The 13,323-nt window shown below is 62.1% G+C and carries 12 protein-coding genes; 4 read left to right on the forward strand and 8 right to left on the reverse strand.

What is annotated here, in order from left to right; translation table 11 throughout:
• Positions 1-16 precede the first annotated feature (16 nt).
• The 3 genes from J1M86_RS14605 to J1M86_RS14615 all read right to left on the reverse strand — a co-directional run bounded on the left by J1M86_RS14605 (position 17) and on the right by J1M86_RS14615 (position 4,112).
• Complete coding sequence (locus J1M86_RS14605) at positions 17-1,960, reverse strand: primary-amine oxidase (RefSeq protein ID WP_206510423.1); 1,944 nt, start codon at positions 1,958-1,960, stop codon at positions 17-19.
• Entirely contained in the window at positions 1,957-2,328 is a 372-nt protein-coding gene (locus J1M86_RS14610) for a hypothetical protein (protein WP_075839877.1), read from the reverse strand. Before J1M86_RS14610 ends, J1M86_RS14605 begins: the two co-directional genes overlap by 4 nt.
• 236 nt (positions 2,329-2,564) lie before the next feature.
• Positions 2,565-4,112: an FMN-binding glutamate synthase family protein gene (locus tag J1M86_RS14615; RefSeq protein WP_075839878.1), complete on the reverse strand. Its 1,548-nt coding sequence runs from the start codon at positions 4,110-4,112 to the stop codon at positions 2,565-2,567.
• A gap of 130 nt (positions 4,113-4,242) precedes the next feature.
• Here J1M86_RS14615 and J1M86_RS14620 point away from each other — a divergent pair, with 130 nt between their 5' ends.
• Both J1M86_RS14620 and J1M86_RS14625 read left to right on the forward strand, forming a co-directional pair.
• Positions 4,243-5,103 (forward strand): alpha/beta fold hydrolase, encoded by an 861-nt coding sequence (locus tag J1M86_RS14620; protein ID WP_206510424.1) that lies wholly within the window; start codon positions 4,243-4,245, stop codon positions 5,101-5,103.
• 84 nt (positions 5,104-5,187) lie between these two features.
• On the forward strand, positions 5,188-6,069 hold the full coding sequence (locus J1M86_RS14625) for a type IV toxin-antitoxin system AbiEi family antitoxin domain-containing protein (RefSeq protein WP_241260087.1): 882 nt from the start codon (positions 5,188-5,190) through the stop codon (positions 6,067-6,069).
• Between the two features lie 235 nt (positions 6,070-6,304).
• Here J1M86_RS14625 and J1M86_RS26875 read toward each other — a convergent pair whose 3' ends face one another.
• Together J1M86_RS26875 and J1M86_RS26430 are read right to left on the reverse strand one after the other, a co-directional pair.
• Positions 6,305-8,743 (reverse strand): DEAD/DEAH box helicase, encoded by a 2,439-nt coding sequence (locus J1M86_RS26875; RefSeq protein ID WP_083667858.1) that lies wholly within the window; start codon positions 8,741-8,743, stop codon positions 6,305-6,307.
• Positions 8,718-9,590, reverse strand: a complete 873-nt coding sequence (locus J1M86_RS26430) for an SWIM zinc finger domain-containing protein (protein WP_241260088.1) — start codon at positions 9,588-9,590, stop codon at positions 8,718-8,720. The genes J1M86_RS26875 and J1M86_RS26430 overlap by 26 nt, the downstream gene beginning before the upstream one ends.
• Before the next feature lie 143 nt (positions 9,591-9,733).
• On the opposite strand from J1M86_RS26430, the gene J1M86_RS14635 reads away from it, so the two are divergent.
• Positions 9,734-10,258 (forward strand): DUF3558 family protein, encoded by a 525-nt coding sequence (locus tag J1M86_RS14635; protein ID WP_139318199.1) that lies wholly within the window; start codon positions 9,734-9,736, stop codon positions 10,256-10,258.
• A 9-nt stretch (positions 10,259-10,267) separates the two neighbouring features.
• Positions 10,268-10,639, forward strand: a complete 372-nt coding sequence (locus J1M86_RS14640; protein ID WP_075839879.1) for a hypothetical protein — start codon at positions 10,268-10,270, stop codon at positions 10,637-10,639.
• Between the two features lie 97 nt (positions 10,640-10,736).
• Here J1M86_RS14640 and J1M86_RS14645 read toward each other — a convergent pair whose 3' ends face one another.
• The 3 genes from J1M86_RS14645 to J1M86_RS14655 are packed head-to-tail and all read right to left on the reverse strand — an operon-like array spanning position 10,737 to position 13,286.
• On the reverse strand, positions 10,737-11,312 hold the full coding sequence (locus J1M86_RS14645; protein WP_241260089.1) for a hypothetical protein: 576 nt from the start codon (positions 11,310-11,312) through the stop codon (positions 10,737-10,739).
• Between the two features lie 13 nt (positions 11,313-11,325).
• Positions 11,326-12,288, reverse strand: a complete 963-nt coding sequence (locus J1M86_RS14650) for an MlaD family protein (protein WP_206510425.1) — start codon at positions 12,286-12,288, stop codon at positions 11,326-11,328.
• On the reverse strand, positions 12,285-13,286 hold the full coding sequence (locus J1M86_RS14655) for an MlaD family protein (RefSeq protein WP_206510426.1): 1,002 nt from the start codon (positions 13,284-13,286) through the stop codon (positions 12,285-12,287). The genes J1M86_RS14650 and J1M86_RS14655 overlap by 4 nt, the downstream gene beginning before the upstream one ends.
• Between the last annotated feature and the right edge of the window lie 37 nt (positions 13,287-13,323).

The raw sequence follows: 13,323 nt of genomic DNA on the forward strand, positions 1-13,323 counted from the left end.
CATGCGGCGAAGCCGCCTAACAGCAATGCCCGTCGGTCTTGGGGACCTCCGGCGCCAGATCGAGCATCGGATTGCCGTCGAAGAAGCCAGTTGGTTTGAGGTGCAGACTGACGTGACTGACCGGCATGACCGGCCAATCCTCCGGCCGAACCACGTGGTGAGCAGCGATCGTCGGCCAGATCACCAGGTCAGCGCCGTCGATCGAACGATCCTGCGCGGTATAGGCAACGAGCCCGTCATGTCCCGGATTCTGCGCCACGTACTCGCCCGCCGCATATCGTTCACGCTCGGCATACGGAGTCGCCCACAGATGCTTGGTGGCGAAACCACCCCGCCGGGCCTGCTGTGAACCCGGCTGCGCCAGCGGCAACGCGACGGCGCCCGACGGTTCGATCTTGTAGCCGATGTGTCCACCCAGCTTGTTCTTCTTGTCGGCATTGGCGATCAACCACGATCGCGCCTTCAACGGATCTGCGACGCGCTGCGCCTCGGACTCGGTGGTGAGCTGCCGCTTGGTCTGACGCCACGCGTTGCCGTGCGGGTTCTCCGGCCCGGCAGGCACTGCCTCGGCTTCGAGCTCGTACAGATTGTTGCGTTCACCGTCGACCTTCATGTCCATCCGGACGCTGAAGAAATGCTGGTGGTGCGGACCGTACAGACCGGGAGCGACGAGAGTGCCGAACTCCGGGATCTGCCCCGGTTCGATCGCGCCAGTGGAAATGATGCCCGTCAGCTTGATCTCGAACTCGATCGAACCGTCCAGATACAGGTGCCAGTAGAAGCCGTAGTCGTAGTTGCCGACCGTCGCGAAGAACGACACGACCAGCCGGCGGTTGCGCCGAACCTGGCCGAGGTTGTCACGGAAATCCGTGTGCTTCCAGCCGATGCTGTAGTCCTCCTCGTGCATGCAGATCGCATTCGGCAGCTCGATCGGCTGACCGTCCTGATCGTTGACGTATGCATCGAAGTAGTGGATCTCACCGAGGCAATCGCAGCCCAACTGCAACGAATTCGCGAGCACACCCAACCCGTATTCACCCTCGTCGAAGACATTCTTGTTCCACTGACTGTCGCCGGGATCGCCATAGGGGACATACATCTCCGACAGCGACGCGCGATGGATGACAGGACGCTCGGTGCCGCGGTCGACGTAGTTCACCTCGTGCAGCACCAATCCCTCGCGCGGGGTGAAGCCGACGCGCAGCCGCCAGTTGGCCCACTCGACGTAGTGGCCGTCGACGGTGAAGGACGGGCCGTCGGGTTGAGCGATGTCGATGGTCTTCATCGGTGCTCGCTGCTGCGCGAACTCGGGCACGTTCCCGGGGCGCTCGTAGAAGCCGGGCAGGTAGTTTCCGGGTGACTGGGGGATGGGCACCACACCGGTATCGGCGACACCGACGACCTCCATCGTGTCCATGTCAACCGTCACCACCAGGTTCTCGACGGGCCGCGCATATCCGTTCTCCTGCGCCTCGCTACGAACGAAAGTCAGTGGCCGCGCGAGGCGTCGACCACCGGGGTTGTCCTCGTCCATGGTGTGGCCGCTGGCCCACTTGTCGACCATCGCGAGGGAAAAGTCGGTGACGCCGCGCTTGATCATCGCTTCTTGCCAGCGTGGGTCGGCCTTGATGACCTCCTCGCACTGGAGGAACTCTTCGAGCGTGATGGGCGGCTGGGCGTCGGCGATTTCGGTGTAGCTGACGACGGAATCGGCGGTGAGCGAAACAACGGCCTCGAACGTGGCCTGGGCGCCGCGGTCCCGGAGCACGATGAATGCCTGACGGTCGGAAAGTGGTTGTTTCAGAGCTTCTTTCGACGGTTCGTGCAGTTCGATGTAGACGAATCGGGCCGAGGGCGTGAGGTTCTGTTCGCGTTTCACGATCGCCGACGCCTGCGCGATCTCCAGCGGGCTGAGCGGCTCCAGCGGGTGGGTGGTGACGGTCGCGAACGTGTCGGTCATCGAAGCTCCTGCAATCGGTTGGGAAAAAACTCGGACGGAATTCTGCGGGTACGAAAGAAGACGACGGACCCTGCGAGGAACAACTCCAGCGCGGCGACGGCGGATGCGGCAGACATACTCGGTGTCTGGCTGACGACATGGTGGTGGCCTGAGGGGAAGGACGAGTGCGCGAGCAACATCCCTGCGCTCGTGACAGCCACCATTACCCACGCCCGGAGTTCGTGGGATCGCCACAGGTCGACGGCGCAGAACACGCACAGCAAAGCCATTGCCGCGAGGATCGCGTCCGAGAAATCGGCGACACCCATGCGCAGATGCAGAACCGCGGAGGTCAACGCCAGCGCAGCAGCGAATCTGCTGATCCACATTGGTGCACTCCCGTCGTCGACTGTGGATTCTGACGCTATGGGTAGACCATTACTGGTTCTCGCAAATCGTGTGAGGGGTGTGTAACTGCGCAGACCCTCTTACTTCTCGAACGTCGAGTCCTCCGAGGTGCGCACGATTGCCCGGCAGAGCCATCGCGACGGAGGCTGCTGATCACGACAATACCGCCGACGTCCAGGCCCAGGACGTTGAAGGCGCTTGGAATGTGCCAGAACACTCAGTGGCCCGCGGCAGGTCCGTTCATCAGACGGACGATTTCAGCGGCGTCGAATTCGTTGGGGACTCCCCATTTCGACTCGTAGCCGTACACCTCACGCAGCGAGGTTGCCGACTCGTGTCCGTAGAGGATGTCGAGATCGTCTGCGGTGATCAAGCCGGGGTGCGCGACACCGCATGCCTCCGAAACCTTCAGTAGGTCGCGTCGCAGGGTGCGCAGGTAGTTGGTTGCACGGTCTGCCTTGTTCAGTGGATCGAGGCCGTGGGCGAGCCATTTGTCCTGTGTGGCAACACCGGCCGGGCATTTGCCCGTATGGCACTTCTGCGCCTGCACGCAGCCGATCGACATCATGACCTCACGTCCGACGTTGACCATGTCGCATCCCAGCGCAAACGCTACGACCGCGTTGTCGGGCAAGCCGAGCTTGCCGGAACCGATGAACGTCACGTGATCGGCGACTCCGCCACGTGCGAACTGCTCGTACACGCGGGCGAAGCCGACGCGGAAGGGTAGCGACACCGACTCGCTGAACAGCAACGGTGCAGCCCCGGTTCCGCCCTCTCCGCCGTCGATGGTCACGAAGTCGACGCCGCGTTCGGTGGTGCTCATCAGGTCGACCAGTTCGGACCAGAAGTCCATGTTGCCGACGGCCGATTTGATGCCGACCGGGACGCCGGTCTCGTCGGCGACCATCTCGACCCAATCCAACATCGAATCGACACTGTCGAACTCGGAGTGCCTCGACGGACTTGCGCAGTCGACCCCCTCGGGGATACCGCGAATTCTCGCGATCTCCGGAGTGACTTTCGTGCCCGGCAGCAACCCGCCGAGTCCTGGTTTTGCACCCTGGCTGAGTTTGATCTCGATGGACTTGATCGGGTTCGCCTCGACCAGATCCTTGAGGCGATGTATGTCGAATCGGCCGCCTTGGTCCCGACACCCGAAGTACGAGGTGCCGATCTGGAGTGTCAGATCGGCGCCGTGCCGGTGGTGCGGCGACAGGCCACCCTCGCCCGTGTTGTGCAGGCACCCCGCAGCCGCGGCACCCCGATTGATGGCCTCGATCGCCGCACCCGACAGCGACCCGAAACTCATCGCCGACACATTGACGACCGACGACGGGCGGAACGCACCCCGCCGCTCACGGTGCCCTCCCAGAACCTTCGCGGCTGGCACGATGTCTCCGGCCCCGATGGGTTGCGCGGTTGCCGGGGAGATGTCAGAGAACGTGCGGTGCTTGATTATCGGGTAGCCCTGCGAGAACTCGGTGTCGTTGTCGGCGCCGAATCCGAAATAGTTGTTCTGCAACTTCGCCGACGAATAGATCCACCGGCGCTGATTGCGACTGAACGGGCGCTCCTCATCGTTCCCGCTGACGATGTACTGGCGCAGCTCAGGCCCAACTGCCTCGAGTAGGTACCGGGCATGTCCGACGACTGGGAAGTTGCGAAGTATCGCGTGACGCTTCTGTGTCAGGTCGTACGCCGCGAGACCGAGCACTCCCGCGATCGGTGCAGCGGAGAGTACTCGAGCCCAGTTCGATGCCATAACCGAACACACTGCACCGACCAGGGTGGAGTGCGAAGTCGGTCAGAAAAACAATGGACGACATTTCGACGACCAACAGACTGCGGTGGGCGACCGATGACTTTTCCGTGCAGTCGGAGTCTGACCTTGCATGAGCACCTTCACAATGAATGTTCCCGGCGCAACCCTCACCTACGACGTCCATGGCGAGTTGTCACCCGATGCGGTACCTCTGGTCTTGGTCGGTTCGCCGATGGATGCCAGCGGGTTCACCACTCTCGCGTCGCAGTTCACCGATCGGACGGTGGTGACCTACGACCCTCGCAACACTGGTCGGAGCAAGCGGGAGGATCCGACGTCAGCCGTGACCACCGCGCAGCACGCAGAGGATCTCCATGCCGTGTTGCAGGCGTTGGGGCCCGTCGACATGTTCGCCTCTAGCGGCGGTGCCGTCAACGCGCTCGCCCTCGTAGCGAAGTACCCGGACGACGTCCGCGTCCTGGTGGCACATGAACCGCCCGCAGGGGGGACGCTTCCGGATCGCGACACGCTGCGGGCGGTGTGTTCGGACATCGTATCCACCTACGATTCCTCGGGCACTGGCCCGGCGATGGCCAAGTTCATCGCATTGGTGATGCACCGAGGCGAACTCGACTCCGGCTACCTCCAGCAACCGGCGCCGGACCCATCAGCGTTCGGGCTCCCGACACAGGACGACGGCACGCGCACCGACCCGTTGATCGCCAATCTACGCGGTGGCGCAGTGGATTTCATGCCCGATGTCGACGCCCTGAGATCTGCGCCGACGACGATCGTGGTCGCCGTGGGTGAAGAATCGGGTGGGTCGTCCGAAGGTGAGATGGCAGGTCGCGCTGGCTATGCCGTTGCCGCGCTGCTGGGTATCGACGCGACGGTGTTTCCGAGCGGCCACTCCGGCTTTCTCGGAGGCGAGTTCGGTCAGACAGGGAAGCCGGTGGAGTTCGCGGCAAAACTGCGCGAGGTGCTCGCATGACCGGGCGTACCTGATCGGGTGCAGCTGACCGTGGCCAGCGCGGTCAGCTGCACCCGATTCGCTGCATGGAACCGTCCCGCGCCGATGAGCGTCAATAGGGACATGCTCGATCAATGGCTGGCGCAGCATGACGGAGTGATCACCCGTGCGCAGGCACGCCACTGTGGCCTCAGCGACGATTCGATCGACCGCCTGGTCCGCTCAGATGCCTGGTGCGTGCACAACCGTGGTGTCTACTTCGTCGCGAACCGGCCGTTCACGACCGATGCCCACATTCGGTGCACAGTGTGGGGCGCAGGGATGAACGCTGTACTGAGCGGCGAGGCCGCGGCATTCTGGCACAACGTGATTACAGATGTGCCCAGCGTCATCGAAGTCACCGTTCCTCGCGCGGGTCGAAGCCGCGCCGATGGCTGCCGACTCCGGAGACGGGACGTGCACCCCAAAGATGTCGTGCTGCGCCGTGGGCTTCGGGTGACGTCACTCGACCTGACAGTCATTGAAGCATCCGTCGGTAAAGCGCACATCATGGATCGTGCGTTGCAGCGCCACACGAATCTGGAGGGGTTGCGACGTGCACACGCCCGAAACATGGGCCGAACTGGCGCACCGAAGGCCGAGCGTCTGCTGAAAGCGGCCGAGGGTGGCGCTCGATCAGAGGGCGAGCGCCTGCTGGTTCGTGAACTCCGGGTCCAGAAGATCCGCGGCTGGGTGGTCAACTTCAGGTGGGGCGGCTACGAGATCGACATCGCATTCCCCCACGAGATGGTGGCTGTCGAGATCGACGGATGGGCCTTCCATTCCGATCGCGATGCGTTCCAGCGGGACCGGAGCAGGCAAAACGTACTGAGCCAGAGCTGGACGGTCCTCCGCTACACCTGGGCCGACCTCACCGAACGGCCGGAACACGTTGTGGCTGAAATCGTCGCAACAGTCGATCGGATCCGGTGCACCAAGCCGCGCTGACCGCGGTCGTATGCACCCGATTCAGCCGAGCCCGACGGTCTGAGGATCGTCAGCGAGGCCGGTGGCAGTACACGGCGCTGGTGTGTTGCCGTACATCACGTCCCCGCAGCAGCGGTGTCCCTGACAAAGGAATCCGCAGGAGGTAGGGCAGCGAAGAGTCCGGATCGGGATTCTTGGCGATCAGTAGCTCCACCTGGCCGATGCTGCCATGGTTCGGGCCTGTGCGCCGGAGGCACTACTCGATGAGTGCGCGGATGTCGTCGGCGGTCAAGCCGCCGTCGAAGGTAGTGCCGTTGTCCATGACCCCGGCGATCAACTTCGCTTTGCGCTCCTTGAGCGCCATCACCTTTTCCTCGATGGTGCCGCGGGAGACGTAGCGATTGACGAACACCGTCTTCGTCTGTCCGATTCGATGCGCGCGATCGACCGCCTGCATTTCGGTCGCAGGGTTCCACCAGGGGTCGAGTACGAAACAGTAGTCGGCTTCGGTGAGGGTCAACCCCACGCCGCCGGCCTTGAGGCTGATCAGGAAGACCGGGGCATCGCCTTCGCAGAACCTCTCGACCACTGCAGCCCGGTTGCTGGTCTTGCCGTCGAGGTATTCGAACTCGATACCCACGGCACTCAGGCGGTCTCGAACGCGCCCGAGGTACCGGGTGAACTGACTGAAGACCAACGCACGATGTCCGCCCGCCGCGATCTCTGTCAGTTGCGCGACGAGTTCTTCGGTTTTTGCGCTTGGGATCGTCGCGTGCTTCTCGTCGACGAGTGTCGGGTCCAGACTCAGTTGCCGCAACAGCGTCAGTGACTTCAGGATGGTGAATCGGTTCTTGTCGAGGTCGTCGATCAGACCCAGGATCTTCTGACGTTCGCGATTGAGCGTGGTGTCGTAGAGCTTCCGATGTCTCGGATGCAGGTCGACCTCGACGGTCTGTTCCTGCTTGGGAGGAAGGTCGGCAACGACGAGGTCCTTGGTTCGGCGCAACACCAGCGGCTTTATTCGTCGACGCAGTTGTTCGAGTACCGCTGTGTCACCGCCCTGTTCGATCGGTTTGCGGTAGAGGTCCGTGAACTTCTTCGGTGACGGGAACAGGCCGGGCGCAGCTATCGACAGGAGCGACCACAGCTCCATGACGTTGTTCTCCATCGGCGTGCCGGTGATCGCCAGTTTGAACGGAGCGGACAGCAGGCGAGCGCACTGGTACGACTTCGCTTGGTGATTCTTGACGTACTGCGCTTCGTCGAGAATGAGACCCGACCACGTCACCGAGTCGAAGTCGTCGAAGTCGAGCCGAAATATCGTGTAGGACGTGATCACGATATCCGCGCCACCCGCGAGTTCGTCGATGGTCGTTCCGCGGCGCAGCGCCGTTTCGGCTGCGGTGGCAATCTCGAGTCCAGGTGTGAAGCGCTGCGCTTCGCGAGCCCAGTTGTGGACGACGCTGGACGGCGCAACGATCAGGAACGGTGCGGAGATACCCGACGTTTCCTGCACGCGCGTGATCAGTGCGAGCGTCTGGATCGTCTTACCGAGGCCCATGTCGTCGGCGAGGATTCCGCCGAGGCCGTGCTCGTACAGGAAGCTGAGCCAGGACAGACCTTCGCCTTGATAGGACCGCAGGGTGGCGTCCAGTCCCGACGGTGTTACCGCAGGTTCGACGCCATCGAGTGCGAGGAGTCCGGATACCTGTGTGCGCCATGCTTTTGCCTGGCGGGTGACAACACCGAGAGCGGCCAACTCCTCCCAGAGCCCGGCCTGATACCTGCTCAGTCGCAGTGGCCCATCTGGTGCGTCTTGTAGCGAACGCGCCTCGTCGATCAATGCACGAAGCTTCGCCAGCGTGGGCGAGTGCAGGTCGAAGTATCGCCCGTCGGGCAGTAGTAGATGCGAATCACCGCAGGCCACAGCAGTAATCATCGAGGACAGGGGAATGTTGGCGCCGTCCACGGTGACGACGACACCGAGATCGAACCAGTCGTTGTCACCGTTGACTGCTCGGGTACTCAGTGACACGGCGATCTCGTTGCTGACGTCGGCGTACGAAGGAGGCTCCCCGCTGACCTCGATCTGGAGGTTCTCGATTGCTCGCAGCTGTGGAACCGACTCCGTCAGATAGTGAGCGGCTGCCATGTCCTGAACGGTGAATGGTGGCAGGACCAATTTCGGTACCCGTCCGCCGCCGAGAACTGCGCGCACGGCGTCGAGTATCGCCGTTTCGGCTGAGGCGTCTCGGGTGCCGTCCTCGATCATCGGACGGTCTGCTGGGATGAGGATCTCGGAGTCGTCGATTCGGTAGCTCCATTCCGCGTCCGTGGTGACTCGGTGCCCCGCGGAGTAGACGACGTTCACACGAAGTTCCGGTCCGAGAACTACCGGAGGGTGATAGGACTCGTCCGACGAGACGACGGATGCCCCCAGGCGTAGCGCCGGCAGATATTCGTTGGCGAAGATGGATCGTTCGGCCTTCGGAATGAGCAGTGGTGTCGGAGCAGTCGCGACCGAGTGCAGTGCGGAGGGCAAGGGCGTATCGAGGCGGGCTAGACCGAATGCTCGTAGCGATACATCCGCGGGTGCATCGGCATCCCAATGCGCGATGCCGGTGCCGTCGGGTCCGAGCAAACCGATTTGATCCCGGTCGATCGGGGTGTCACCGATGAAGGTGCGACCCGTCACCGACAGCTCGGTGGAGGGGAGTGCTGTGACATCGATGTCGAACCGTGCAGATTGCGAAATAGTGACCTGGCCGAGGCTCTTGCGCGAGTTGACCAGCGCAATTCCGTGTTCGACAGCGTCGTCGAGTAGATCCCACAGTAAACGACCGGATATCTCCGACAGCTGGATCGACGCGGCTCCCTGGCTGTAAGTAGTACGAGTTGTGCCGTCTGGACTTGACGAGTGACAGTGCGTGGATTTCGCGCAGTACAGCTATCTGCTCGGCGGCTTCGGCGCTGTATACGTGCGGGAATCGATCCCAGGACAGGCCCGAGGTGACCCAGGAGCCGCGCTCGCTCAGCTTCACCGGACGGGCCGACAACCGGAAGTACGGAGGACTGTCGGCAGGCGCCGACAGGGTCAGTTGAATTCCGAACTGTTGTGTTGCAGCTCCGGTGTATAGGGGGTCGACCGGCATCCTGAGCTCCGACAACGAGTGCGACCAGTGTTGAACCACCGGAGCGGAATATGCGGGCTGCAACTTCGTCGATGTGTCGTGAACGGCCTGGAGCAGCACTGCGTAGACGTGTTTACAGTCGAAACCGACAGGGCAGGAGCACTTGCCGAAGTCCAGATCGACTGGGCGGTCATTGTGCATCACCATATGCAGGTCTGTCTCGTACGGCCACCGCTGGTTGCCGCTTACGGCCGCGGTGAGCAGTGCAGCATCGGTGTACCAATTCAATGGCCCGACGCGGCTCGATTGGAAGTACTGCTCGCCCTTGGACGCCGTCGACATGCCGAGGCGGTTTTGGATGGCTACGAGGTTGATTCGGTCCATGGGCGGCAGGTCGTGTGTCGACGGCATGCGGAGACGGTAAGGCGGGGGACCGACAGGAACTGTTCGCCGAAGGGTGCCTCCGATGCCGCTGTAGCCGACTCCGACGCGGATGGAACCGCTGCAACCCCGAATGCGTCTAATCTATCGATCGAGGTAATCGAGGGGGTTGGGTGCGCAAGGCGTTGGCGATGGTGGTTGCCGGGGTGGTTCTGGTGGTGGGGTGCGGTGGCGACGTGAAGGGCACTGCTCTCGCGGGTGAGCGATGGGATCCGTGCAGTATTCCTGACGAAGCGATCGAGGCGACGGGGTTGGATCCGACCTATCGGGACGTGGGATGGGGAGAGGGCATCGTCGTCGACGATTGGGCACGGTGTGTATTTCGCGCACCAAAAGACCGTCAGTCCTATTCCCTCAGCGTGATGTCGTCGAGCGAGCACACGGTCAGCGATGCGAGGGGGGATGAACGCAAGCTCAATCAGGTTGACTTTGAACTCGCCGATCGCGACGCGCTTCAGTACGAGACCGATACTTCTCGTGCGGTTGTGGACTGCCACGTTGTTGTGGCTGTTCCTACCGGGGTCGTATGGTTCATAGTCATGTTCGCGGGCGGCATCAAACCGGAACGAGACCCGTGCGATCTTGTGCGAGATCACGCCGCAGATCTGGAACACCTCTTGCCGCCCCTTTCCAGGTAAGGAAATGAAATGAGCGAACCTTCAACGTATTGGCAGTCTCTCGCGGACGCGGCAGATCAGGGGCATCTTTTTCTCAACGAGGCTGCTGCCAAAGCTTGTAGCCAAGCATGCAGCGCGTATATCGAAAAGCTCATCGATCATCAGGAGACGGCGCAAAGTCTGGCGTACATTGACGGTTTCGGTGACTTCAATTCAGGCCAGGAGTTGCGTGACCTCTTTGCCGCCAAGGCGGTGGGAGGCGAGGACAACATGGTCGATGTGCTGCAGAGTCACATCGACGTGGTGAGGGAGATGCAGGTCGTTTTCAAGAAATTCTTCGACGGTACGAACGCCGGCGACGAGGACAACGCCGCCGGCATCGCGGCGCAGGGCCCGAGGTAACTGACAGTTGACCCGGAATCCACCTCAACACAGCGACTCGTCTTAGGTATTCGGCGTCCGCGCAAAGGTCGATGAGCGAAAACTAGCTGCACCCGATTCAGTTCCCAGGCAGCGCGCCCTCGAGTCCGCCGACGTCGGTGATCTTCCAGTCATTGTTCTTGTCGATCGTCAGCGCGTAGGTGACTGTCGTCGCGGTTCCCTGTGGTGTCTGCGCGCTGGTGGAGGTCACATTCAAGAAGGTGTTCACCGTGAAGATTCCGTCCGTCTCCGATGTCACGACCGAGGTGATGGGGGTGGCGACAGAGGTCCACTGCAGCGGCAGCAGGATCTGCTCCAGCTGTTGCGTCGTGGCGTCGAACTTGGCCGCGAGCTGCGGGGTTGTGTTTGCTTTCAGATTGTCGAACCACGCCGCGGTGTCCCGGTAGTCAATGGTGGAGGCACCGAGCGCGTAGTCGGCGGCAACCTGTTCGGCATGGACGTTGTTGGCGGCGCTCGCCTCTTGACCGGTTAGCTCACCGCGTACCGACAGGTAGAGCGCGGCAAATACACAGGTTGCGATGACCAAAGCAGTCACGAGCAAGCCGGCTAGCACGGTCGACAGCCGAATCTCGATTCGCTTCGGCTGGGTTGACGACTCGCGAAGCGTCTCCGAAGGCTCTGTGGTGGTGGACATACTTCCTCTTCCTCTAATTCAGATCGATTTGCAGATGGATCGCACTGCCGTCTCCGACCGCCGAGACTGCCTGCGAGATGAGGGCGCTGACGTCGAGTGCCGCGCTGCTGTCGACTATTTCGGCTGCGAGCGGTTGCAGCACCGGAGTCAGTTCGGCTATCGCCGGGCCGATCTCGGCAAGCAATGTCGTCAGCTCCTGCAGGAACGGCACCAGACCGCCGTCGGTGGTGTAATCAGTAGCCGGGCTTCCTATCTCGGCCAGCTTGGACTGCGCATTCACTGCGTCGATCAGCCCGGCGCCGACCTTGGCCAGCTCTGGACCAGCCGTCGTCAAGGACGGCCCCAACCAACTCATGTCACCGCCGAGTGACTGCAAGTCGTTCAGTAGCGAGCGAATCTGTGGCTCGCGGCTGATGAGCGTCGCTGCAAGCAGTTTGGTGGACCGCTCGAGCCGAGGAATCTCCGATCCTGTCCCCGCCGTTGCTCGATCGATCGTGTCGATGAGCGACCCGAGAGCCTCGGGATCGAATTGATCGAGCAACTCGACCAAGCGCGTCGACATTTCGGGAATAGTGCGTGGGGGATCGACCGAGCGGGCGTCGATTATCTGATGATCCGACAGGTACGGTGACGACGTGTCACGGCTCGGCGCGAAGTTGACGTACGGTTCGCCGAGTGCGCTGAGATTTTCGATCTTGATGGTGCTCGATGCCGGTATTTCATAGCGGGCGCTGAAACTCACTGCGATCCGAACACCGTTGACCGACTTGCCTACTGACGCCACTTCTCCTACTCGTGCGCCGGAGAGCAGGACTGGTGAACCTACGTTCAGACCGCCCGAATTGGTCACCAGCATGACCACCGTCGTCTGACGCTCGAATGGTTGGTACCCGAGCACTCCGAATGTCATGTAGCCGACACCGAGGAGCGACACCGCCGCAATGGCGCCGAGTGAGAGAACCGACCGCAGTTTCAACGGACCGCCCCGATCATGCGCAGCGTCGCGACAATCTGCTGGGTCTGCTCGGAGTCGGACATCGTCACTTCGGTGATGTTCGCCTTCGGCCCGTGTTCGACGAACGGGATGATCCGGGTTCGCAAGAAGTCGTTCAACTTGCTTGCGTTCGACGGCTGGCTCGAGTCGAGCGGATTCGCGGAAAATAGCATGGGTACAACGGCTTTACCGGTGCGGTCGAGCGATTGAACGAGCGGGGCGAGCCAGAGCGAATTGTGCGCGACCGGCGCGAGCCCGGCAAGAATCAACATGACACCAACAGTGGAGGTGACGACGTCGGTGGTGTGCTGGACTCCGTAGTCGGTCAGTAGCGGCCCCAGCATGTCTTGATCCTGCAGCACCATGGTGGCATTGGCGCCGAGCCCGTCCAAGATCGAGTCGACCGATTCAACGTCCTCACCCAGTGCGGCGAGATCGTTCTCCACAACGCTGAAGATGCGTGCAGTCTCGGCGGTGTCTGCCGGGAGAACCGAGTTCATCTGGCGCACTGTGTTCTGGAAACTGTTGACGGCTCCGCCGCCAACCATGCTGGCGAGACCAGCCATGGTGTCCTCCACCTGCGGTGCCAACGCGGTCTGCGCGATGGGGATGTTTGCCCCATCGGCCAACATCGGCCCCCTGTCGTCTGGTGGAGAAATCAACGCGATGTGAACGTCGCCGAGCGGAGTGGCCTGACGCAACTCGGCGCGAGTGACAACCGGTATCCGCGTCGACTCCTCGATCGCGACTTCGGCGACGATGTAGCCGGCGCGCGGCGCCCCCGCCGGTCCGGATGCGGCCTCCGGGTCGATGATCGTCAGGTCGACGAGATTACCGACCTCGACTCCGTCGGCGATGACCTTGGCCCCACGTGGGAGGTTGAGCACGTTCGCGAACTCGATTGTCAGCGAATAATTCTCGTTGGAGACTGTAGTTCCAGGTACGCGCACCGTTGCGGGGTCGAACGAACAGCCGCTCACGGCAACCAGGATTGCGACCCCGACGGTAGTGCGACGA

The sequence above is a fragment of the Rhodococcus sp. KRD197 genome (assembly GCF_017168235.1).
Taxonomy (GTDB): domain Bacteria; phylum Actinomycetota; class Actinomycetes; order Mycobacteriales; family Mycobacteriaceae; genus Rhodococcoides.

What these genes read in the sequence shown, in the direction of transcription:
- J1M86_RS26430 (WP_241260088.1), bottom strand. Translation starts at nt 9,590, where the DNA reads ATGCCGTCGACACACGACCTGCCGCCCATGGACCGAATCAACCTCGTA.
- J1M86_RS14640 (WP_075839879.1), top strand. Translation starts at nt 10,268, where the DNA reads ATGAGCGAACCTTCAACGTATTGGCAGTCTCTCGCGGACGCGGCAGAT.
- J1M86_RS14610 (WP_075839877.1), bottom strand. Translation starts at nt 2,328, where the DNA reads ATGTGGATCAGCAGATTCGCTGCTGCGCTGGCGTTGACCTCCGCGGTT.
- J1M86_RS14625 (WP_241260087.1), top strand. Translation starts at nt 5,188, where the DNA reads ATGAGCGTCAATAGGGACATGCTCGATCAATGGCTGGCGCAGCATGAC.
- J1M86_RS14620 (WP_206510424.1), top strand. Translation starts at nt 4,243, where the DNA reads ATGAGCACCTTCACAATGAATGTTCCCGGCGCAACCCTCACCTACGAC.
- J1M86_RS14615 (WP_075839878.1), bottom strand. Translation starts at nt 4,112, where the DNA reads ATGGCATCGAACTGGGCTCGAGTACTCTCCGCTGCACCGATCGCGGGA.
- J1M86_RS14605 (WP_206510423.1), bottom strand. Translation starts at nt 1,960, where the DNA reads ATGACCGACACGTTCGCGACCGTCACCACCCACCCGCTGGAGCCGCTC.
- J1M86_RS14645 (WP_241260089.1), bottom strand. Translation starts at nt 11,312, where the DNA reads ATGTCCACCACCACAGAGCCTTCGGAGACGCTTCGCGAGTCGTCAACC.